The sequence below is a fragment of the Streptomyces sp. bgisy130 genome (assembly GCF_057708345.1).
Genome location: NZ_JBYISA010000011.1, coordinates 63,813 through 85,752, shown reverse-complemented (window position 1 = coordinate 85,752; position 21,940 = coordinate 63,813). Strand labels below are relative to the sequence as shown.

The window sequence follows — 21,940 nt, the reverse complement described above, 5'->3', positions numbered from 1 at the left end:
GGTCACGGCCCGTCCAGGCTACGGGCCGGGGGCGCCCGCGGCATCAACCAAAGGTTTGACCGCGGGACGCACCCTTCGACGCCGGCGGACCCCTCCCCGGCGCGATGCCGCGGCCCCGTCCGGGAGGCGACGGTGGGGAGCAGCCGCCGGGCAGTCGGTCCGGCGCCCCGATCCGAAGAGGGCAGCCCGTGTTCGTCGCCTGGAGAGACCTGAGATACGCCAAGGGGCGGTTCGCCCTGATGGGCACCGTCATCGTGCTGATCACGGTGCTGGTGGGCCTGCTGTCGGGCCTGACGGCGGGGCTGGGCCGGGAGAACACCTCGGCGGTCACCGGACTGCCCGCCGACCATCTGGTGTTCTCGGCGCCCGCCGACGGCAGCAAGCTCGCGTTCACCGATTCCCGGCTGCCGGAGCGGACCGTGCGGGACTGGGCACGGGTGCCGGGCGTACGGCATGCCGAGCCGCTGGGCATCGCGACGACCCGGGCGGAGGCGGGCGGCCGGACCGCCGCGGTGTCGGCCTTCGGGGTGCGGCCCGGATCCCGGCCGGCGCCGGAGCGGGTCGCTGACGGTGCGGTGGTGCTGTCCGGGAAGGCCGCCGCGTCGCTCGGTGTGCGGACGGGCGGGCAGCTGACGCTGGGCGGGCGGACGTTCGAGGTCGCGGCGGTGTCGGGCACGGCGATGTACAGCCACACCCCGGTGGTGTGGACGTCGCTGGGCGACTGGCAACGGCTCACGGGCGGCTCCGGTCCGGCCGCCCGCGGTGCGGGCCCTGACGACGGCGCCGCCCCCGGAGCGACGGTGCTCGCCCTGTCCACCACCGGGGCGGCCGATCTGGCGGCCGCCGACAAGAAGCTCGGCACGAAGACCGTCACCACCGACGACGCGGTGCAGGCCATCGGCTCGTTCGCCGCCGAGAACGGTTCGCTTCAGCTGATGCGCGGCTTCCTGTTCGCCATCTCCGCGCTGGTCATCGGCGCGTTCTTCACGGTGTGGACGATCCAGCGCAGCGGCGATGTCGCGGTGCTGAAGGCGCTGGGCGCCTCGACCGGCGCACTGCTGCGGGACGCGCTCGGCCAGGCCGTCGTCCTGCTGGTGGCCGGGACCGCGCTGGGCACCGCCCTGGCGGCGGCGGTGGGCGCGGCGGTCGGCGGCACCGTGCCGTTCGTACTCGATCCGCCGACGGTGCTGGTCCCGGCCCTGATCATGATCGCGCTGGGCGCCGCCGGCGCCGCACTCGCCATCCGCCGTCTCACCTCCGTCGACCCGCTGACCGCCCTGGGAAGTGTCCGATGAGCCTCGAACTGACCGATGTCACCCTCACCTACCCCGACGGCGACGCCCGGCTGACCGCGCTGGACCGGGTCTCGCTGACCGTGCCCCCCGGCGGTCTGACGGCGGTGATCGGGCCGTCCGGCTCCGGGAAGTCCAGCCTGCTCGCGGTCGCCGCGACGCTGATCCGCCCGGACCGCGGACGGGTGGTGATCGACGGCACCGACACGGCGGGACGCGGCCGCGCGGAGCTGACGGCGCTGCGCCGGACCACCATCGGCACGGTCTTCCAGCAGCCGAACCTGCTGCCGTCGCTGACGGCCGCCGAGCAGCTCCAGGTGATGGCCCATCTGGACGGCCGCGCACCCCGTGAGGCGCGCTCCCGGGCGCGGGAACTGCTGGCGGCGGTCGGCCTGGCGGAGCTGGCGGACCGGCGGCCGCACCAGCTGTCGGGCGGCCAGCGGCAGCGGGTCAATATCGCCCGGGCGCTGATGAACGAGCCCGCGGTGCTGCTGGTGGACGAGCCGACCAGCGCCCTGGACCACGAGCGGGGCGCCGCGGTGCTCGCGCTGCTGCGCACCCTCACCAAGGAGCGCGCCACGGCGACGGTGCTGGTCACCCACGACCCCGCGCATCTGGACGCGGCGGACGAGGTCGCCGAGGTACGGGACGGCCGGCTCCGCCCGCACCTCGGCGTCCGCCACTGATCTCCCGCGGCGCGGGCCGGCCTCCCGGCCCGCGCGGCGGCGCGCCGGAGCCGGACCTCGGGGAGGACCGGCTCCGCGCCGACGCCCTCAGCCGCCCGCGGTGTCCTGAGGCTGGTCGTCCGCCGCGTGCGAGAAGAGCTTGAGCACCGGGACGCCGACCTTGTGGCGGGCGCGGGAGGTCCAGTCGCGGTGGAAGAACTCCTCGACGAAGTGCGGGGTGGTCAGCACGATCACCTCGTCCGCGCCGGTCTCGTCGACGATGGACTGCAAAAGGTCCAGCGGTTTGTCCTCGACCACCTGCCCGACGGCCTCCGAACCGGCGTCGCGCAGCGCCTGGAGGGTGTGCGCCAGGGCCAGCTCGGCGGGGGCCTCGGCCTGGGAGCCGCCCGGTTCCTCGGCCTCCCGTACGGCGTCGTCGAACTCGCCGAGGGCGACGTCGTCGATGGCCCGCAGCAGCACGTCCTGCTTACCCCGCGGCTGCATGAGCACGACGAACGAGATCCGGTCATCGCCGTGCAGGGTGGTCACAAACTCCACGTCGGCGGGCGTCAGAGGCTTCTCGATCATCAATACGCTCGTGAACACGACGGACGCCCTTCTTCTCTTCGGGGCGCCGCATGGCACGGAGCCCGACAGACACCATCCTGCCCCGTCGCCACGCGGACCTGTTGGCTTTTAGTGTGCCCAACCGAAGCTAAGCGGAACAGAGTGTTCCGTTGATTGTCAGGACCGACGGTAGCGAGTGAACAGGAACCCGGCCTCTTCCAACACCGATGCCAGGGCGAACCGCTCGGGCACCGCGACGGCCGGACCGTTCATGATCCGCGCCGCGTCGCCCAGGGCGACCACCGGCGCCAGCGACAGACACATCTCGTCCAGCGCGTCGGCCGCCGCCAGCTGCCCCAGCAGCCGCGGCCCGCCCTCCGTCAGCAGCCGGTGATGGCCCCGCCCGGCCAGCACCCCGGCCACCCGGGCCGGGTCGACCCCCAGCCCCTCCCCGGCGAACAGCACATCGGCGCCCGCCGCCCGGGCCTCGGCCACCCGGTCCGCCGGCGCCGCCGCACCGGTCAGCAGCACGGTGGGCACCAGCGGCTCGGTGAACAGGGGCAGCGTGAAATCCAGCCCGAGACCGGCGGTCACCACGGCGATGGCGGGGGCCGGGCCCTGGCCGGCGGCGGCCCGGCGGGCGGCGAACGCCTCCCGGGCGCGGCCCGGCCGGTAGCCCTCCTGCCGCACCGTCTCCGCCCCCACCACCACGGCGTCCGCGAGCCCCCGCAGCACCCCGAAGATCCGCATGTCGGCCGCGCCGGACAGCGGCTGCGAGCGGCCGTCGTGATGGGCCGCGCCGTCCAGGGAAGACACCATGTTCGCCCGGAGCCAGCCGGTGCGCCCGGAGCGCGCCGGGTCGTCCGCCGCCGGGTACGCATACGTCTCGGCCAGCTCGTCCAGCGTCCACTCGCGGTCCGTGGGATCGGTCGTCGCCGCCCCACTGCCGTCGAGGTCAGGGGCCGGTACGGGTGGGGCGGGGAGCGGGAACAGGCGTCGCATGGCGGCAGTGTGACATGCCTCGCTCACCGGACCGGCGGGTACCGCACACGCGATAGGCTGGACGGCTGTGTCGCCTTCCCAGCCCTCCGCCCCGCAGACCGACCCGACAGCCGGACCGCCGGCCGACGGTGCCGACGCGGCGCCCGCCGCGCTCACCGCCCGCGCCCCGCACGTCCCGGCCGACCGCCTGGTCGCCGAGATGGTGCCGCCGCCGCGCTTCCAGGGCGCCCGCTTCGACACCTACATCCCGGACGCCAAGCAGCCCAGCCAGGCCGAGGCCGTACAGGTCCTGAGCGACTTCGCGGACGGCATCGACGCCGGGCGGGCGGGCGCGGGCAAGCGGCGCTGGTTCGCCAGGAAGCCGGCGGCGCCCCAGGGCCCCCGCGGGGTCTATCTGGACGGCGGCTACGGCGTCGGCAAGACCCATCTGCTCGCCTCCCTGTGGCACGCCACCCCCGCCCCGGCCGAGCGCAAGGCCTTCGGCACCTTCGTCGAGCTGACCAACCTCGTCGGCGCGCTCGGCTTCCAGCAGACCGTCAAGACGCTCGGCGACCACAAGCTGCTGTGCATCGACGAGTTCGAGCTCGACGACCCCGGCGACACGGTCCTGGTCTCCACCCTGCTCGGCAAGCTGGTGGACGCCGGGGTGGCGCTGGCCGCCACCTCCAACACCCTGCCCGGCAAGCTCGGCGAGGGCCGGTTCGCGGCCGCCGACTTCCTGCGCGAGATCCAGGGGCTGAGCGCCCACTTCCGTCCGCTGCGTATCGACGGCGAGGACTACCGCCACCGCGGTCTGCCCGAGGCCCCCGCCCCGTACGACGACGAGACCGTCACACGCACCGCGTACCGCACCCCGGGCGCCTCGCTCGACGACTTCCCCTCCCTCCTGGACCATCTGTCCAAGGTGCACCCCAGCCGCTACGGCGCCATGTGCGACGGCATCGAGGCGGTCTGCCTCACCGACGTCCAGGCGGTACCCGACCAGTCCACCGCGCTGCGGCTGGTGGTCCTCGCCGACCGGCTCTACGACCGCGAGGTCCCGGTGCTGACCTCCGGGAAGGCCTTTGACGAGCTGTTCAGCGACGAGATGCTGCGCGGCGGCTACCGCAAGAAGTACTTCCGGGCGATCTCCCGTCTGACGGCGCTGGCCCGCGACGCCAAGCCGCTGGTCACGGGCGGCGCTCTCTAGAGGCGTCAGCCGCCATCGGCCTTCTCGCACTTCTCGTAGTGCCGGGCCAGGGCGTGGAACGCCTCCTTCGGCTCCCAGGGGAGGCCGGGGTGGGTCCGTGACGGCGTGCCGTCGAGCATCTTGACGATGCCGTACGACCCCAGGTCCAGATCGGTCCCGGGGTCGTCGCGATGCGGCAGCCCGTACCCGGCGAAGCTGAACCAGAAGGTCGTATCGACGCCCTCCTCCTCGAAGACCGGCAGCAACTCGTCCATGTAGCGGACCTGTTCGCCCTCGTCCCGTACGGTCCCCGGGCTGACCGTGCCGTCCGCCTGGACGACCAGCCAGCCGGCCGCTCCGAGGTCGCCGGCGCCGCGGAAGGTACAGCAGCCGACCTCGGTGACCACGACCGGCTTGCCGGAGGCGAAGTACGCCCTGAGGTCTTCGCGGTAGGTATCGGCGTTGCGGGTGCTGCGGTACGCGTCCACCCCGACGATGTCGAAGGGGCTCCAGTCGATGTCCTCGATGGGGATCGAGGCATAGCTGACCGGACCGCCGAACCGGGGCCGGACCGTCTTGACGACCTCGCCCAGATAGCCGTTGACCCGCTCCGGTATCGACGCGAGCGCTGCGGCCCGCACCTCGGGCGCGGCGCGCAGGGTCTCCATCCGGTCGGCGAAGGTCTCGCCGGGCAGATAGCCGCGCGCGAACACGCTCAGCTCGCACCCCGTGGCCAGCACGACCTCGGCCCCGCCGCGGCGCAGCGCCTGGGCGCGGTCGGCGCACTCGGCGAAGTACGGCAGCATCTCCTCCTCCGTCATCTCGCAGGGGAACGGCGAGTACCAGACGGCCAGTCCGGCCTCGGCCGCGAACCCGGCCGCCACGCTGAGCCGTTCAGGGTCACCGCCGGTGATCCGGACGGCGTTGCAGTGCAGGTCGTCGGCGATGACGCGCATCTCACGCGCCACGACGTCGGGTTCGAAGGTGGGCCGACTGGTGTCGCCGTTGGGGAACGTTCCGGTGTCGTACTGCACGCCCTTGCCACGCATCCGCGCTCCTTAAGGTTCAGGACGTATCTTATTTCCCGGCAGGCTTAAGATACAGAACGTGCCTAAAGAAGCAAAGGGCGAGCCACCCGCCCCAGGACGACGGCGCCGGGGCGCCGAGCTGGAAGCCGCCCTGCTCCAGGCCACCTGGGAAGAGCTGCTCGCCGTCGGCTACCACGACCTGACGTACGAGGCCGTGGCAGCCCGCGCCCACACCAGCCGCACGGTCCTCTACCGGCGCTGGCCGCAGCGCCGCGACCTGGTCCTGGCCGCGCTCCGCCATCGGACCCCACCCGTGCCCCCGCCCCCGCCGGACACCGGCGCACTGCGCACCGACGTCCTCGCCCTGCTGGAGCAGATCACGACCCGCCTGACGGAGATCGCCCCCGTAGTCCAGGTGCTCACCGACGGCCGCACACGGGGCAGCGACCTCGGCGACTTCATCACGGAACGCACTCGCCAGGGCGGCGGGGACACCATGACGGAGCTCCTCGAACGCGCCGGCCGGCGCGGCGAGCTCGACGCCTCCCGCATCCCCGCTCGGGTCGCCGCGCTCCCGGTCACCCTCGTCGCCGGCGAGATGCTGATCAGCCTTCGCGCACCCTCCCGCGCCGCCGTCACGGAAGTCGTCGATGAGCTCTTCCTGCCGTTGGTCGCCCACTACGGGGGAGCGGGGGGCTAAGGGGGCGCGGCCCCGACACGCCGCCCTGGTTCCCGGCGGCCCGGTTGCGTGCTACACACGTGCGGGTCACGCCACCTGTCCGCCAACAGGGAGTTGCCCATGTCCGCGACACGACGTCAGATCCTCGCGAGAACCGGTGCGCTGGGCGCGGGGATCGCCTTCTCCGGAAGCCTCACGGAGCTCTTCACGGGAACCGCGACCGCCCAGAGCATGGGAGAGCGCGGCTACGGGCCGCTGGTCCCCGACCCCGACGGCCTGCTGGACCTCCCCAAGGGCTTCCGCTACAAGGTCCTCTCCAAGGAGGGCGACCCGCTGCCCTCCGGAGAGGGCCCGGTGCCCAGCAACTGCGACGGCATGTCGGCGTTCCCGGGCCGCCGCGGCGGCACCTACCTCGTCCGCAACCACGAGAACCGTACGAACTCCCGCTCCGCCGTCCCCCGCGTCCGCGATCTGACCTACGACCCCGGCGGCGAGGGCGGCTGTACGGCCCTCGCACTCGACCGGGACAACAAGGTGCTCTCCGAACGGGTCGCCATCGCCGGCACCTCCACCAACTGCGCGGGCGGCCCCACCCCTTGGAACACCTGGCTGACCTGCGAGGAGACCGAACTCCGGGCCGGTGAGGAGAACTACACCAAGGACCACGGCTTCATCTTCGAGGTCGACCCGTACGACCCGCGGCGCACCGGAGCCGTCCCGCTGACCGCGATGGGCCGCTTCCAGCACGAGGCGATCGCGGTGGACCCCGGCACCGGCATCGTCTACGAGACCGAGGACGCCTTCGAGAAGCCGTTCGGCCTCTTCTACCGCTTTCTGCCCGACAAGCCGATGGGCGGCCGTGGTTCGCTCCGGGCCGGCGGCCGCCTCCAGGCCCTGCGCGTCCCCGGTGTGCCCGACCTGTCCACCATCCAGCAGCCCGGCACCACCTTCGACCACGTCGCCTGGGTCGATGTGCCCGATCCGCTGGCCCGTGAGACCCCGATCCGCTTCCAGGACTTCGGCCCCCAGGGCATCACCCACGCCCAGAAGCTGGAGGGCTGCTACTGGGGCGGCTCCTGCGTCTACTTCATCTCCAGCTTCGCCCACCGCAAGGACGGCTCGGCGGCCGACCACTACGGACAGGTCTGGCGGTACGACCCGAAGCAGCGGCGGCTCACCCAGGTGGTCGTGTTCGGCCCGGACACCGATCTCCAACTGCCCGGCGAATCCCCCGACAACATCTGTCTCGCGCCCAGCGGCGGCCTGATGGTCTGTGAGGACGGCGAGGGCGCCCAGCACGTCTTCGGCCTCACCCGGCGCGGCGAGGTCTATGCGATGGCCCGCGGCCGGCAGAACATCGGCACCCCGGAGAAGCCGGAGTGGGGCGAGTTCGCCGGCGTGACGTTCTCGCCCGACCACCGCACGATGTACGTCAACTGCTATACGCCGGGGACGACGTTCGCGGTTACGGGGCCTTGGGGGCACTGAGGCTGCGGCGGGGCCCACTCCCCCCCCGAACCCACCCCCGCCCCCTCCCCCGAAGGGGGAGGAGGGGGAGGGGGAGAGCCGGCGGCCCCTCAGCCGCCCCCTCCCCCGTCACCCCCGCCGGGAGCTGAGGGCGCACGCAGCCCCCGTCGCGGCGGCCGCGATGAGGCCGGTCACGGCGAGCGGCAGCCACGGGGTGCTGATCGTTCCGTGGACGGAGCCGGTGACCAGGCCCGATACGGCGGCGTTGGCGGGCGAGGCGGCCAGCACCAACAGCAGCAGGGCGGCGATCAGACCCGTCGGGATGCTCCAGCCGGTGCTGCGCAGCACCGGCCAGTTGCTCAGCGCGCCGAGGGCGACGCCCATCAGCAGGCACACCAGCGCGGCCAGCAGCCCGGCGAGCGCCGCCGGCGCGACCGGAACGGCCACTTGGTGGTCGGTGGAGCGCGGGTCCGACAGCAGCACGACCACCCCCGTGCCGAGCAGTGCCAGCAGCAGCCCGGTGCCGGCCGCGGTCAATACACAGGCGAGGTGTACCCGGCCGGGCCCGGCGGCCGCCGCGGCGCAATTGCGGGCGGCCGGCGGCTCGTTGGTGACGCAGACCCGGGTCAGCCATACGGCGGCCGGCAGCAGCCCGCCGGCGGCATAGCCGAACGCATCGAGGATCGGCCCGCCGCCCTGGACGCCGATGGCCAGCCAGGCGGCGTAGAGGATGACCGGCGGCAGCCAGCGGTGCGAGCCGATGAGCAGTGCCGTCTGATAGCGGAGGAGAGCGATCACGGGAGCGGGGCCTCATGGGGTGCGGGGGAATCGTCGGCGGGGACGGCGGCGTCGTGCGGCGGCGGGACGGCGGTGACCGAGCGGATGTGCCACGGCGGACGGGCGGTGAGCAGGGCGCGCAGCAGGGCGTCGGAGTGGGCGGCCGGCACCGTCAGCCGGGTCGTCCCGTCCGGTCCGGGCGCGATCTCCGGGCCGCCGGGCAGCCGCGGCGCTCCGGCGGCCGGCAGACTCGCCGCCGCCCCCTCGGCCTCGATGCGCACCCGGGGACCGGCCGCGGCCGTCGCACCCGCCGCCAAGCCGCACCCCTCGCCGGTCAACAGCCGTCCGTCCGCGACCCGGTAGCGGGCGTCGGCTGCGCCCGCCAGCCGTTGCGGGTCGTGGTCGACGAACACGACGGTGCCGCCGTCCGCGACCCGTTCGGCGACCGCCCGGTCGAGCACCTCGCGCGCGCCGCCGTCCAGACCGGTCCATGCCTCGTCCAGTACCAGGAGGTCGGGCTCGGCGAGCAGCGCCTGGGCGACCGCGACCTTCTGGCTCGTTCCCTTGGACAGCTCGGCCAGCCGGGTCCGGGCATGCCCGGCCGCCCCGAAGCGTTCGAGCCACTCGGTGGCGCGGCGGGTCGCCTCGGGTCCGGGCAGCCCGTGGATGCGGCCGAGGTGGGTGAGGTAGCCGATAGCGGTGAAGGGGAGGGCGACCGGGAAGCGTTCGGGCACGTAGGCGGTGCGCGGGCGGCCGGTGATCCGGCCGGTGCTGGGCCGGTCGATCCCGGCGAGCAGCCGCAGCAGGGTGGATTTCCCGCTGCCGTTGGTCCCCTCGACGCGCAGCAGCGCCCGGGCGGGCACGTCGAGGTCCACCTCCCGCAGCACCCAGGGGCCGCGCACCCCGTACCGCCGCCCCACCCCGTCCAGCCTCATACGCTCCGGCACCTCCGCTGCCCTCCTGGCGGCCCCACCGCTCCCGCCGCTCCACCACCCCACCGCTCCCGACGGTAGCCGGGCCTTGCACCTGGTGCCCGCCCGGGGCGGCGTTCGGCTCCGGACCGTACGCGCCCCAACCTCACGCCGGGCGGGCGGTGTTGGGCCTCGTCGCGGCCGGCCGGTGCCGGAGCGGCGGGAGCGGGCCGGGGGCGCTGTCGGTGGCGGCTGGCAGACTGGGCGGGTGACCAGCACCGAGACCGCCGGGCCGGCCGGCAACAGCGACGGCAGCCCCTTCGAGCACGCAGAGACCGACCGGGACGCGGCGCCGCAGTTCGTGCTGCCGCTCGTCGTACGGATCGAGCGGGAGGCCCCGCCGGCGCGTACGGACGCGCTGGAGACGGCCGCGCGGGCGGTGCTGGTGCTGCTGTCGGACGAGCGGTCGGCCGGGGACGGCGAGTGGGCCGCGGCGGTGCGGGACTGGCAGGACGCCCGGATCCGGAAGGTGGTGCGGCGGGCGCGCCGCGCCGAGTGGCGGCGGGCGACGGCCCTGCCGGGCATCACGGTCACCGGCCACGAGGCCGAGGTGCGGGTCTTCCCGCCGGTGCCGCTGGACGGCTGGCCGAAGGACCTGGCGCGCCTCCAGGTCTCGGGCACCGAGCTGGACGATCCGCAGCCGCCCGGGGCGCCCGGCGACGGTCCGGTGCTGTGGTTCAACCCCGAGCTGGAGATGTCGGCGGGCAAGGAGATGGCGCAGGCCGGGCACGGTGCGCAGCTGGCGTGGTGGGAGCTGTCCGAGGAGGAGCGGGCGGCGTGGCGGGCGGCCGGGTTCCCGCTGTCGGTGCGGTCCGCCGGGCGCGCGGAGTGGGACGCGCTCACCCGCAGTGGTCTGCCCGTGGTGCAGGACGCCGGGTTCACGGAGATCGCGCCGGGCTCCTGCACGGTCGTGGCCGACCACCCGGCGCTGCGGAGGGCCCTGGCGGCCGAGGGGTGAGCCGGCGCGGGTGCCGCCGGGCCCGGTGCCCGTCCCGATCAGGCCACCGTCCGGCACCGCTCGCACCGCTCGCCGCCGTAGGGCAGAGGTGGGCCCGCAGCGGCGCCGGGCAGCACCGCCACGGCGCCGGTGAAGCTCGGATCAGAAGCTCAAATCAACCTCTGAACTCGGCCGGGGCAGGGTTCGGCCGGGCCCCGTGCGGCATGAGTACGACACCACGGAGCGAGAGGGGGAGCCATGGAGCGCCTGGGTACGGGAATCGGCTGGCGGCCGGAGATCGCCGCGGAGATCGCGGAGCTGCCCGGGGTGGACTGGGTCGAGGTGGTCGCGGAGAACATCTGCCCGGGCCATCTGCCGTACGCCCTGGAGGAGTTGCGTAAGCGCGGCACGACCGTCATCCCGCACGGGGTCTCGCTCGGCCTCGGGGGCGCCGACCGTCCGGACCCCGGCCGGCTGACCGCCCTCGCCGAGCGCGCCGAGGCGCTCGGCGCACCGCTGGTCACCGAGCACATCGCCTTCGTCCGGGCCGGCGGTCCGCTCACCGCCTCGCCCCGTATGGAGGCCGGGCATCTGCTGCCGGTACCACGGACCCGGGACGCGCTGGACGTGCTGTGCGAGAACGTACGGATCGCCCAGGACGCCCTGCCGGTGCCGCTGGCGCTGGAGAACATCGCCGCCCTCATCAACTGGCCGGGCGAGGAGCTGACCGAGGGGCGGTTCCTGGCCGAGCTCGTCGAGCGGACCGGGGTGCGGCTGCTGATCGATGTCGCCAACCTCCACACCAACCACATCAACCGGGGCGAGGACCCACAGGCCGCCCTCGACGAACTGCCGCTCGACGCCCTCGCCTACGTCCATGTCGCGGGCGGGGTGGAGCGGGACGGGGTGTGGCACGACAGCCACGCCCACCCCGTGACCCGGCCCGTGCTGGACGTGCTCGCCGCGCTGTGTGACCGGACCACCCCGCCCGGGGTGCTGCTGGAGCGGGACGACGACTTCCCCGAGGGCGGGGAACTGGCCGGTGAACTCGATGCGATACGCACCGTGCTGAAGGAGGCCCGCCATGACCGGGCGGCTTGAGGCGGTGCCGGACATCGCGCCGGGAGCAGACACCGCACCCGGCGATGCGGCCACCGCCACCAGCGCCGACACCGCCACCAGCACCGGCACCGCCCCCGACCCCGCCCCCGACACCCACGCCGCCCGCCAGCGATTGGCCCTGGCCCAGACCGCGCTGCTGTCCGCGCTGGTCGCCGGGACGCCCGCCCCCGAGGGCTTCGACCGCACCCGGCTGGGGGTGCAGAGCCGGGCGCTGGCCGCCAAGCGGGCCGAGGTGGTCGCCAAGGTCGCGCCCGAACTGCCCGAGATCCTCGGCGCCGGCTACCGGGCCGCCTTCGCGGACCATGCCCGGAACCGGCCCATGAGCGGCGGCTACCGCCAGGACGCCCTGGACTTCGCGGCGTATCTGCTGGCCCAGGGACGGCCCGAAGACCCGGTCGCGCGGCGGCAGTTGACGCAGTGGTGGCGGGACCGTGCGGGCCCGAAGCCGCCGTCCGCGCGGCCCGCGGCCCGGCTGGCGCGCGCCCTGCGGCTCTTCCGGCGCCGGGGGTGACCGCGATGTCCTACCCCCAGGCGGTGTACGCGGGAATCGCCGCCTCGTCGCTGCTGCTGATCCTCGGCACCGTATGGGTGCGGCTGCGCACCCCGTCCGTCCGGCGGACCGACGCCCTGGCCCACGACGTGTGGGAGATGGCGTTCCTGGCCGGCGGCCCCGGGCGGGTGGTGGACGCCGCACTCGCCGGGATGCACGAGGACGGCCGGCTGGCCGTGGGCGGCCCCGGAGTGGTGACCGTGCGCCAGGCGCTCGCCCGGGACGCCGTCGAGGCGGCCGTGCTGGACGCGATCGCCCGGACGCCCGGCGGGGCACTCGCCGCGCTGCGGGCCACCGCGATGCGCAGCACGGCGGTACAGGGCGTCGGCGACGGGCTGGCGGCCCGCGGGCTGCTGCGCCGGCCGCAGCTCGGCCGGGGCTGGCGCCGGTGGGCGGGCGTCCAGATGGCGGCCTGCGGGGTGCTCTTCCTCGTGGGGGTGCTGCTCTCGGTCGCCGGGTCCGGCGGGGACGACGGGTTCGCGGTGCCGCCGGTCGTCACGACCGTGCCCGCGGTGATGGGTGGTCTGGTCGTGGCGTCGCTGTGCCGGAAGGCGTTCACCCGGCGGATCACCAGGGCGGGGTCGTTCGCCCTGCACACCGCGAAGGCGGCGTCCGCGCACGCGGGCGTGGGCGGGGCCTGGCAGCCGGCCGGGCTGGTGGTGGCGCTCGGCGGTACGGCGCTGATCGCGGACGAACTGCTGCGGCAGCAGTTCGAGGAGGCGCATCGGGCCGCGGCGGGCAGCGGCTCCGCGTCGTCCGGCAGCTCCGCGTCCGATGCCTCCGGGGGCGGCTCGGGGAGCGACGGTGGCGCCTGGTGCGGCTCCTCGGACGGCGGGTCCGGATGCGGCAGCGGCGGCTCGTCGTGCGGCGGTGCGAGCTGTGGGGGCGGCTCGTCGTGCGGGGGCGGGTCGAGCTGCGGCGGCGGAGGCTGCGGGGGCGGCTGAGCCGGGCGGGCAACTGCCCGCATGCTGAGAAATTTGTGGCGGCCGTCGTGTCGGCTCGCATAAAAATACCGACATGTGGCTGCTCTTCTTCCTCGTCGCCTGTTCGGCGGCGGTGCTGTCCTGTGCGCTGCTCTGCCGTGCCGCGGTCGCCGCGGCCCGTGCCACCCCCGGGCCGGCCCCGCGGCCGGCCCCCGGGACCGTCCCGAACGCGGCCGCCACGCGCCGTGGCCCCCGCCTGACCCTGTACGAGATGGCGTACCTGTCGGGCGGCCCGCACCGGCTCGCCGATGTGGTGCTGGTGCTGATGGCCCAGCAGCGGCGGCTGCTGCTCGCCGACACCGGCTGGGCCACCGTCGTCGACCCGGTCGGCAAGGACGCCGTCGAGCGCGCCACCCTGACCGCCATCGGCCCCGAGGGGCAGTGCCGCATACCGGCGATACGGGACGCCCTGGTCGGCGACGACGCGGTGCGGCAGGTGGCCGACCGGCTGGTGACCGACGGGCTGGCGGTGCCCGCCGCGGTCCGTCCGGGTGTCGGCAGCGCCGTCCGCCTGGTGCAGGGGGCCGTCCTGCTGGTGCTGCTGTCCGCCGCCGCGTCCTACTGGATGGCACCGGCCGGCGCGGACACCGGGCTGCTCCTGGCCTGGTTCTCGCTGCCGCTGATCCTCACCCTAGGGACCTGGGCCGTGGCCCGCTTCGAGCTCCACCCGTACAGCGACTGGGCCACCACCGCCGGCGAGCGGCAACTGCCCGGCGTGGGCCGCTCCCCCGCCGCCCCTGCCACGCCCGCCTCCCTCGTCACTCTCGCCCTCCGCGGCCCCGCCGCCCTCACCGATCCCGCCTTGCGCGCCGCGCTCCACTCTTCCGGGGCATAGCCTCCGACACCGGAGCCAGGTGCTTTACAACGACAATCACCGCCTCAAATATCCCTTTTGTATGCACACACGAAGGGACGGCCAGTGAGAGCACTTGCGTTGTACGGCACCATCGGGTCGCTGCTGGTGAGCGCCCTCGCCACTGCCCCGGCAGGCGGCGCCACGGGGGCCGCCGCCGCGCCACCCGCACCCGTTCCGCACCGCATCGAATTCGGCCGCTGCGCCGCGGTGGAGCATCTGCCGTCGACCGTCGAGTGCGGCAGACTCACCGTTCCCCTCGACTACGCGCGGCCCGACGGCAAGAAGATCCACCTCACCGTCAGCCGGATCCGCGCCACGGCGCGCGGTGAACGGCAGGGCGCCCTGGTCTTCAACCCCGGCGGCCCCGGCGCGTCCAGCATGGAGTTCCCGCTCTACGGGGGGCTCCCCAAGTGGCGCAAGGTGGCCCGGGCCTATGACTTCGTGGGCTATGCGCCACGGGGTGTGGGCCGCTCGGCGCCGCTGTCGTGCCAGAACCCCAAGGAGTTCGCCAAGGCGCCCACCGACAGCCGGATGCACCCCGATGCCGCCTTCAAGCACCGGAAGCGGGCGGAGGCCAGGGAGTACGCCCGCGGCTGTGTCCGCCGGGCCGGCGCGGACCTGCCGTACTACAACTCCGTCAACAACGCCCGCGACCTGGACATGCTGCGGGCCGCGCTCGGCGAGAAGAAGCTGACGTTCATGGGCGCGTCGTACGGGACGTACTTCGGTGCGCTCTACGCGACGCTGTTCCCCGGCCACGTACGACGGATGATCTTCGACAGTGTGGTCAATCCCTCGCCCCGGAAGATCTGGTACCAGAACAACCTCGACCAGGACGTCGCCTTCGAGCGCCGCTGGGGCGACTGGCTGCGCTGGGTCGCCCGGCACCACGCGCAGTACCACCTCGGTACGACCAAGAAGGCGGTGCAGCAGGCGTACAACAAGGCCGCGGGCAAGCTGCGCCGCACCCCGCTCAACGGGAAGATCGGCGCCGGCCAGCTTCAGTCGGCGTTCCTGAAGACCGGCTACAACGACGCCTTCTGGCCGATGCGCGCCGAGGCGCTCGCGGGGTACCTGCACGGCAACCCCAAGCCGCTGATCGCCCAGGCCCTGCCCCGGGACACCGGCGCCGCCGCCGACGAGAACAGCAACGCCGTCTACACGGCCGTGGAGTGCAATGACGCGCCCTGGCCGCGCGCATGGCGGACCTGGAACCGGGACAACACGGAGATCGCCCGGATCGCCCCGTTCGAGACCTGGGACAACGCCTGGATGAACCTGCCGTGCGCCTACTGGCCCGACCGGCCGGCGTCGGCCGCGGCCGAGCTCGATGACGCGGTGCGCCGCGCGGACCACCCCGCCGCCGGGCGGGACCTGGCCGATGTCGCCGGCCATGTGGCCAGGACCCAGGTCGACGACGCGCTCCATGGGCGGCGCGGTCCGCTCGATGTCCATACGGAGCCCGGTGCGCTGCCGCCGGTGCTGCTGCTGGCGGCCGAGCGGGACGCGGCGACGCCGTACCGGGGGGCGCTGGAGCTCCAGCGCCGGCTGCCCGGCTCCTCACTGGTCACCGAGAACGGCGCCGGCACCCACGGCGTCGCGTTCAACGACAACGCCTGTGTGAACAAGTACGCCGAGGCGTATCTGCTGCACGGGAAGGTCCCGGCGCACCGGGCCTACTGCGCACCGCGCGCGGAGCCGCTGCCGGGCCAGCAGGCGACCCGGGCCCAGCACGCCCTGCCCGGGAAGTAGCCGACCCCCATTGCGCCGCGGGCCGTCCCTGAGGGGGCGGCCCGCGGTGCGGTGTCCGGGGCCCGCCCGGACACCCGCGTCCGGTTACGCCAGACCCGCGACCAGCTCGGCGACCGGCTTGCGCCGCCCCGTGTAGAACGGGATCTCCTCGCGGACGTGCATCCGCGCCTCGGAGCCGCGCAGATGACGCATCAGGTCGACGATGCGGTAGAGCTCATCGGCCTCGAAGGCCAGCACCCACTCGTAGTCGCCGAGCGAGAAGGACGGCACGGTGTTGGCGCGCACGTCCGGGAAGCCACGGGCCATCTTGCCGTGGTCGGCCAGCATCCGGCGGCGGTCCTCGTCGGGGAGGAGGTACCACTCGTAGGAGCGCACGAAGGGGTAGACGCTCACATAGGCGCGCGGCTGCTCGTCGGCCAGGAAGGCCGGGATGTGCGACTTGTTGAACTCGGCGGGGCGGTGCAGCGCCATGTTCGACCACACCGGCTCCAGCGCCCGGCCCAGACGGGTCCGGCGGAAGAGGTTGTACGCCTCCTGGAGGGCGTCCGAGCTCTCCGAGTGCCACCAGATCATCAGGTCCGCGTCGGCCCGCAGACCGGACACGTCGTAGGTGCCGCGGACCACCACGTCCTTGGCCGCGAGCTGCGCGAACAGCTCCTCGACCTCGTCGGCGAAGCCGCTGCGGTCCTCCGGGAGGACCTCGCGCAGCTTGAACACGGACCAGAGGGTGTAGCGGATGACCTCGTTGAGGTCCTTGGCCTTCTTGCCGGCGTGCGGCACCTTCTCGGGCGCCGCGGGGGTCTGCGGCGCGGAAGCGGGAGTGGAAGCGTCTGTCATGTGGTCCATTCTCACTCGGCGGGGACCGCGTCCGGCGTCAGGGTGCCGAGGAGCTCGTCCGCGGCGCGGCGCGCCGAGCCGACGCAGGCCGGGATGCCGACGCCGTCGTAGACCGCGCCGCACACCCGCAGCGCACCCGGCATCCGGGCGACCGCCGCGCGGATCCCGGCGACCCGCTCCAGATGGCCGACGGAGTACTGCGGCAGTCCGCCTTCCCAGCGGGTGACCGTGCTCGCCACCGGCCGGGCGGTCAGGCCGACCGCCGCGCCGAGGTCGGCGAGCGAGAGGCCGACCAGTTCGGAGTCGTCGCGCTGGAGGTCGGCGGTGTCCTGGTACCTGCCGAGGGAGGTACGCAGTACGAAGAGGTCAGGGTCGGCGGCATCGATCCAGCCCCATTTGTGGCTGGCGAAGGTCGAGGCCTTGATGCGATGGCCGTCGACGGGCGGGACGAGGAAGCCGCTGCCGCCGGGCACCCGGTCCAGGTCGGCGCGGCGGAAGGCCATGGTGACCAGCGCCATCGAGGCGTAGTCGACGGTGTCCAGCGCGGCGGCCGCGTCGGGGCACTCGGTGCGCAGCAGGCCCGCCGCGGCACCCGCGGGCGTGGCCAGCACGACCGCGTCGGCCTCCAGGGTCCGGTCGCCGAGGCGGATCCGCCAGCCCTCTCCCGCGGACCGGTCAAGGGCCTGGACGGGGGTCCGGAGGTGGATCTCACCGCCGGCCCGGCGGACGGCCTCGGCAACGGCGGACGGCAGCGTTCCGATCCCGCCGTCGATGCCCATGAAGACCGGAGGGGTTGCGTCCGGCCCGCCCGGAGGCGCGGTGGCGGCGGCGCGCGCCTGGAGGGCTCGGACGCCTTCGATCAGGGAACGCTGCGAACGGGCGGCCTCGAAGAGCTGCGGGACGGCGGCGCGCATCGAGATGCGGTAGGCGTCGCCCGCGTAGACGCCGCCGAGCAGCGGCTCGACGAGCCGGTCGACGACCTCCCGGCCGAGCCGGGCGGCGACATATTCGCCGACCGCGACGTCCGCACCGGCCTCGGTCCGCGCCAGCGTCTCGTCCTCGGCGATCCGCGCCATCCCCTCCGGCGAGATCACCCCGGAGGCGGCGAGCAGACCGAGATCCCCGGGGACGCCCATGACATGCCCCTTGGGCATCGGGCGCAGCGCACCGCGGGTCCACAGCGACGCACTGGCCGTGGCGGGCGGCTGAAGACGGTCGCCGAGCCCGACCTCGCGCGCGAGGTCCACCGCCTCCGGGCGCCTCGCCAGCATCGATTCGGCACCGAGATCGACCGGGACGCCCGCGATCGCACCGGCGCGCAGCTTCCCGCCGAGCCGGCCGGACGCCTCCAGGACGGTCACCCGGGCGCCGCCTCCGAGGAGGCGGTGCGCGGCCGCCAGCCCGGAGATGCCTCCACCGATGACGACGGCATGACCGGGCTCGCGGCCCGTACGGGTGTGCGCTGCGCTCATGCCTCCACTCTCTCAGAGCCCACCGACACGACCGTGACCGGATCGCGATCCGCGGACGGCAACCCCGGTGGGCCGCGGTCCGTCGAAGAGCCAACAACGGCACGCCACTTCGAGGGGGAGCGTCATGCGGGGAGCGGTGCGGGCGGGGGAAGCCGGGGAAGTCCGGTCCCGCGCAGATCGTCCGGACCGCGACCGTCACCGTGCAGACCGAGGACATCGCGGCGGCACTGGCCAAGGCCCGGGCGGCGGTCGAGGGCGCCGGCGGGTACACCGCCGACGAGACCACCGACCGCGACGCCACCGGCCATGACCGGTCGCGGATCGTGCTGCGGGTGCCGCCCGCCGAGTACGACGCGGTGCTGGGGCGGCTGGCCGGGCTGGGCAAGCTGCTCTCCCGTGAGGTCTCGGCGAAGGACGTCACCGCCCAGGTGGTGGACACCGACAGCCGCATCAGGTCGCAGCGGGCCAGTGTGGCGCGGGTCCGGGCGCTGATGGAGAAGGCCACGACGATCGGCGACATCGTCTCCCTGGAATCGGAACTGAGCACCCGGGAGGCGAATCTGGAGTCGCTGGAGGCCCAGCTGAAGTCGCTCAAGGAGAGCACCGGGACGGCCACCGTCACGCTGCTGCTGCGGCAGCCGGACGCCGCCCCCGGGGACCGCGACGAAGACCGCCCGACGTCGTTCGGGGACGCGCTGTCCGGCGGCTGGCACGCCTTTCTGACGGCCGTGCGGTGGGTGCTGGTGGCGGTCGGCGCGGTGCTGCCCTTCGCGGTGGCCGCGGGCCTGTTGTACGCGCTGTGGCGGCTGGTCCGCGACCGGCTGCCGGTGACGCGGCGACGCCCGCGGACGGCCGGCGGGTACACCCCGCAGCCGGCGGGCGGTGCGGCGGACGCGCCCGGTGTCGCCGGGCCGGCCGAAGCGTCCGATACGGCGGCGGAAGGTGACCGGGAGCCCCGTTGACAGCGGGCGGCGACGGGCAAAGACTCGTGGTCGGCGGGCGTCGATCTTCGTACCGCCGCACCGATGCCGAGCCGGGACAGCGAGGACAGCGCCTGATGACCGACCCACGCGTACGGGATGTCTACATCGTCGATGCCGTACGGACCCCCGTCGGCAAGTACGGCGGCGCGCTGGCCGGGGTACGGCCCGACGACCTCGCCGCCCATGTGCTCAAGGCCCTGGTGGACCGCACCCCGGACCTCGATCCGGCGCGGATCGACGACGTCTGCTTCGGCGATGCGAACGGCGCGGGCGAGGACAACCGCAATGTGGCGCGGATGGCGGTGCTGCTGGCCGGGCTGCCGGTGACCGTCCCCGGCGTGACCGTCAACCGGCTGTGCGGGTCGGGCCTGGAGGCGGTCATCCAGGCGGCCCGCGCCATCGCGCACGGCGATGCGCATATCGCGGTGGCGGGCGGGGTGGAGTCGATGAGCCGGGCCCCCTATGTGCTGCGCAAGCCCGAACGCGCCTACCCGGCGGGCCATCAGGAGATGTTCTCCTCGACGCTGGGCTGGCGGATGGTCAATCCGCGGATGCAGCCGGAGTGGACGGTCTCGCTGGGCGAGGGCGCCGAGCTGATCGCCGACCAGCACGGCATCACCCGCGAACAGCAGGACGTCTTCGCGCTGGCCAGCCACCAGAAGGCGGTGCGTGCCTGGCAGGAGGGCGCCTACGACGCCGAGGTCGTCCCGCTGCCGGATGTCGACCTGGTGCGCGACGAGGCGATCCGGGAGGCGTCCTCCCTGACGTCGCTGTCCAAGCTGAAGCCGGTGTTCCGCCCGGCCGGCGGCACGGTCACCGCCGGGAACTCCTCGCCGCTCAACGACGGAGCGGCCGCGCTGCTGCTGGTCGACGAGGAGGGGCTGCGGGCCACCGGGCGGGAGCCGCTGGCCCGTATCCGTGCGAGCGCGGTGACCGGCGTCGAGCCGCAGCTGTTCGGCCTGGGCCCGGTGGAGGCGGTCCGGCGCGCGCTGGAGCGGTCCGGGCGCGGCTTCGACGAGGTGGCCACCTTCGAGCTCAACGAGGCGTTCGCGGCCCAGGCGTTGGGCTGTATCGGGCAGTGGCCGGAGCTGGACCCCGCGGTGGTGAACCCGCGCGGCGGCGCCATCGCCATCGGCCACCCGCTGGGCGCGTCCGGCGCCCGTCTCGCGGGCTCGGTGGCCCACCAACTCGCCGCCCTGGGCTCGGGTACCGGGCTCGCCGCACTGTGTATCGGCGTGGGCCAGGGGCTCGCACTGGTCCTGGAGCGCTGAGTCTCCGCTCCGCGCGGTGCCGGCCCGGCCGGGCCGCGCGGACGCCGTGCGCGCCGTAACGTGGCGCCCGCGGGCCGGCGCACCTCCAGGCGAGGCGGCGCCGGCACACTCGCAGACGCCGCACCGCACGACGCGGCGGCACACGACGAAGGGGCACCCGGCATGGCGACGGAACGGCTGGTGGTCGTCGGGGGCGACGCGGCGGGGATGGCCGCGGCATCGCAGGCCCGCCGGCTGCGGAAGCCCGGTGAGCTGACGATCACCGCCTTCGAGCGCGGCCACTTCACCTCGTACTCCGCCTGCGGCATCCCGTACTGGGTGGGCGGCGACGTCGACGGCCCGGAGGCGCTGATCGCCCGTACGGCCGAGGAGCACCGCGCCCGGGACATCGATCTGCGGATGCGTACCGAGGTCACCGAACTCGACCTGGACCGCGGCCGGGTGCGTACCCGGGAGCTGGACAACGGCGGCCGGGAGTCATGGACCGGCTTCGACAAGCTGGTGCTGGCGACCGGCGCCCGGCCGAGCCGCCCCCCTCTGCCGGGGATCGACGCGCCGGGGGTACACGGCGTGCAGACCCTCGACGACGGCCAGGCCCTGCTGGACACCCTCGATGCGTCATCAGGCCGGCGGGCGGTCGTCGTGGGCGCGGGCTACATCGGCGTGGAGATGGCCGAGGCGCTGATCCGTCGCGGCTACGCGGTCACCGTCCTGGAGCAGAGCGCCCAGCCGATGTCCACCCTGGACCCGGACATGGGCGCGCTCGTCCATGAGGCGATGTGCGGGATGGGCATCGAGACGGTGTGCGGGACGACGGTCACCGGTGTCCTGACGGATACGGAAGGGCGGGCCCGCGCGGTCACCACCGAGGACGGCGAGTACCCGGCGGATGTCGTCGTGCTGGGTCTGGGGGTACGCCCCGAGACCACGCTCGCCGCCGCGGCCGGGCTGCCGCTGGGCGAGTCCGGCGGGCTGCTCACCGATCTCGCGATGCGGGTCCGCGGCCAGGACCACCTCTGGGCCGGCGGCGACTGTGTGGAGGTGCTGGACCTGATCTCCGGGCGCACCCGCCATATCGCGCTGGGCACCCACGCCAACAAACACGGGCAGGTCATCGGCGCCAATGTGGGCGGCGGCTATGCCACCTTCCCCGGGGTCGTCGGCACGGCCGTCAGCAAGGTCTGCGATCTGGAGATCGCCCGGACGGGGCTGCTGGAGCGGGAGGCGCTGGCCGCCGGACTGCGTTTCGTCACGGCGACCGTCGAGGCCACCAACCGCGCGGGCTACTACCCCGGCGCCCGCCCGATGCACGTCAAGATGCTCGCCGAGCGCCGTACGGGCCGGTTGCTGGGCGTGCAGATCGTCGGCCGCGAGGGCGCCGGCAAGCGGGTGGACATCGCGGCGGTCGCGCTCACGGCCGGGATGACGGTGGAACGGATGACCGCCCTCGACCTCGGCTATGCCCCGCCGTTCTCCCCGGTCTGGGACCCCGTCCTGGTGGCGGCCCGCAAGGCGGCCGGGGCCGTACGGGCGGCCGGCTTCTGACACGGCGGTACGGCGC

19 protein-coding genes and 1 pseudogene are annotated in these 21,940 nt (G+C 74.2%); 13 read left to right on the top strand and 7 right to left on the bottom strand.

Annotated elements, in window-relative coordinates; translation table 11 throughout:
• Nucleotides 1-188 precede the first annotated feature (188 nt).
• Together AC3EUV_RS17160 and AC3EUV_RS17155 are read left to right on the top strand one after the other, a co-directional pair.
• A complete protein-coding gene (locus tag AC3EUV_RS17160) occupies nt 189-1,295 on the top strand; it encodes an FtsX-like permease family protein (RefSeq protein WP_432142750.1) in 1,107 nt (368 codons plus the stop codon).
• Nucleotides 1,292-1,978 (top strand): ABC transporter ATP-binding protein, encoded by a 687-nt coding sequence (locus tag AC3EUV_RS17155; RefSeq protein ID WP_435603253.1) that lies wholly within the window; start codon nt 1,292-1,294, stop codon nt 1,976-1,978. Before AC3EUV_RS17160 ends, AC3EUV_RS17155 begins: the two co-directional genes overlap by 4 nt.
• 87 nt (nt 1,979-2,065) lie before the next feature.
• Here the strand turns inward: AC3EUV_RS17155 and AC3EUV_RS17150 are convergent, their stop codons facing one another.
• The gene (locus tag AC3EUV_RS17150) at nt 2,066-2,563 is read right to left on the bottom strand and encodes an indole-3-glycerol phosphate synthase (protein ID WP_432142752.1); all 498 of its coding nucleotides are present in this window, start codon (nt 2,561-2,563) and stop codon (nt 2,066-2,068) included.
• A 138-nt stretch (nt 2,564-2,701) separates the two neighbouring features.
• Nucleotides 2,702-3,526, bottom strand: coding sequence for a pyrimidine reductase family protein (locus tag AC3EUV_RS17145; RefSeq protein WP_435603252.1), 825 nt, complete (start codon nt 3,524-3,526; stop codon nt 2,702-2,704).
• 67 nt (nt 3,527-3,593) lie between these two features.
• Here AC3EUV_RS17145 and zapE point away from each other — a divergent pair, with 67 nt between their 5' ends.
• Nucleotides 3,594-4,715 (top strand): cell division protein ZapE, encoded by a 1,122-nt coding sequence (gene zapE / locus AC3EUV_RS17140; RefSeq protein ID WP_432142754.1) that lies wholly within the window; start codon nt 3,594-3,596, stop codon nt 4,713-4,715.
• A gap of 5 nt (nt 4,716-4,720) precedes the next feature.
• Here the strand turns inward: zapE and AC3EUV_RS17135 are convergent, their stop codons facing one another.
• Nucleotides 4,721-5,743: a glycoside hydrolase family 113 protein gene (locus AC3EUV_RS17135; RefSeq protein WP_435603251.1), complete on the bottom strand. Its 1,023-nt coding sequence runs from the start codon at nt 5,741-5,743 to the stop codon at nt 4,721-4,723.
• Nucleotides 5,744-5,801: 58 nt separating this feature from the next.
• Between AC3EUV_RS17135 and AC3EUV_RS17130 the strand changes: the two genes are divergently transcribed.
• Nucleotides 5,802-6,422, top strand: coding sequence for a TetR/AcrR family transcriptional regulator (locus AC3EUV_RS17130; RefSeq protein WP_435603250.1), 621 nt, complete (start codon nt 5,802-5,804; stop codon nt 6,420-6,422).
• Nucleotides 6,423-6,521: 99 nt separating this feature from the next.
• The gene (locus AC3EUV_RS17125) at nt 6,522-7,889 is read left to right on the top strand and encodes an alkaline phosphatase PhoX (protein WP_432142757.1); all 1,368 of its coding nucleotides are present in this window, start codon (nt 6,522-6,524) and stop codon (nt 7,887-7,889) included.
• Nucleotides 7,890-7,997: 108 nt separating this feature from the next.
• Here AC3EUV_RS17125 and AC3EUV_RS17120 read toward each other — a convergent pair whose 3' ends face one another.
• Both AC3EUV_RS17120 and AC3EUV_RS17115 read right to left on the bottom strand, forming a co-directional pair.
• Complete coding sequence (locus AC3EUV_RS17120; protein ID WP_435603249.1) at nt 7,998-8,666, bottom strand: ABC transporter; 669 nt, start codon at nt 8,664-8,666, stop codon at nt 7,998-8,000.
• Nucleotides 8,663-9,580: an ATP-binding cassette domain-containing protein gene (locus tag AC3EUV_RS17115; protein WP_435603321.1), complete on the bottom strand. Its 918-nt coding sequence runs from the start codon at nt 9,578-9,580 to the stop codon at nt 8,663-8,665. The genes AC3EUV_RS17120 and AC3EUV_RS17115 overlap by 4 nt, the downstream gene beginning before the upstream one ends.
• A gap of 244 nt (nt 9,581-9,824) precedes the next feature.
• Here AC3EUV_RS17115 and AC3EUV_RS17110 point away from each other — a divergent pair, with 244 nt between their 5' ends.
• The 5 genes and pseudogenes from AC3EUV_RS17110 to AC3EUV_RS17090 all read left to right on the top strand — a co-directional run bounded on the left by AC3EUV_RS17110 (nt 9,825) and on the right by AC3EUV_RS17090 (nt 15,816).
• On the top strand, nt 9,825-10,574 hold the full coding sequence (locus AC3EUV_RS17110; protein ID WP_435603248.1) for an aminoacyl-tRNA hydrolase: 750 nt from the start codon (nt 9,825-9,827) through the stop codon (nt 10,572-10,574).
• Between the two features lie 237 nt (nt 10,575-10,811).
• A pseudogene (locus AC3EUV_RS17105) lies at nt 10,812-12,186 on the top strand (MbnB/TglH/ChrH family RiPP precursor modification enzyme).
• Nucleotides 12,187-12,191: 5 nt separating this feature from the next.
• Nucleotides 12,192-13,169: a TIGR04222 domain-containing membrane protein gene (locus tag AC3EUV_RS17100; protein ID WP_432142760.1), complete on the top strand. Its 978-nt coding sequence runs from the start codon at nt 12,192-12,194 to the stop codon at nt 13,167-13,169.
• A gap of 73 nt (nt 13,170-13,242) precedes the next feature.
• A complete protein-coding gene (locus AC3EUV_RS17095) occupies nt 13,243-14,043 on the top strand; it encodes a TIGR04222 domain-containing membrane protein (RefSeq protein ID WP_435603247.1) in 801 nt (266 codons plus the stop codon).
• 84 nt (nt 14,044-14,127) lie between these two features.
• Nucleotides 14,128-15,816, top strand: a complete 1,689-nt coding sequence (locus tag AC3EUV_RS17090) for an alpha/beta hydrolase (RefSeq protein WP_432142762.1) — start codon at nt 14,128-14,130, stop codon at nt 15,814-15,816.
• A gap of 84 nt (nt 15,817-15,900) precedes the next feature.
• Here the strand turns inward: AC3EUV_RS17090 and hemQ are convergent, their stop codons facing one another.
• Both hemQ and hemG read right to left on the bottom strand, forming a co-directional pair.
• The gene (gene hemQ / locus AC3EUV_RS17085; protein WP_432142763.1) at nt 15,901-16,662 is read right to left on the bottom strand and encodes a hydrogen peroxide-dependent heme synthase; all 762 of its coding nucleotides are present in this window, start codon (nt 16,660-16,662) and stop codon (nt 15,901-15,903) included.
• Between the two features lie 2 nt (nt 16,663-16,664).
• On the bottom strand, nt 16,665-18,125 hold the full coding sequence (hemG, locus tag AC3EUV_RS17080; RefSeq protein ID WP_432142764.1) for a protoporphyrinogen oxidase: 1,461 nt from the start codon (nt 18,123-18,125) through the stop codon (nt 16,665-16,667).
• Between the two features lie 200 nt (nt 18,126-18,325).
• Between hemG and AC3EUV_RS17075 the strand changes: the two genes are divergently transcribed.
• The 3 genes from AC3EUV_RS17075 to AC3EUV_RS17065 all read left to right on the top strand — a co-directional run bounded on the left by AC3EUV_RS17075 (nt 18,326) and on the right by AC3EUV_RS17065 (nt 21,924).
• Complete coding sequence (locus tag AC3EUV_RS17075; protein WP_435603246.1) at nt 18,326-19,087, top strand: DUF4349 domain-containing protein; 762 nt, start codon at nt 18,326-18,328, stop codon at nt 19,085-19,087.
• A gap of 95 nt (nt 19,088-19,182) precedes the next feature.
• The gene (locus AC3EUV_RS17070) at nt 19,183-20,379 is read left to right on the top strand and encodes a thiolase family protein (protein ID WP_432142766.1); all 1,197 of its coding nucleotides are present in this window, start codon (nt 19,183-19,185) and stop codon (nt 20,377-20,379) included.
• 162 nt (nt 20,380-20,541) lie between these two features.
• Nucleotides 20,542-21,924: an FAD-dependent oxidoreductase gene (locus AC3EUV_RS17065; RefSeq protein WP_435603245.1), complete on the top strand. Its 1,383-nt coding sequence runs from the start codon at nt 20,542-20,544 to the stop codon at nt 21,922-21,924.
• Nucleotides 21,925-21,940: the final 16 nt, after the last annotated feature.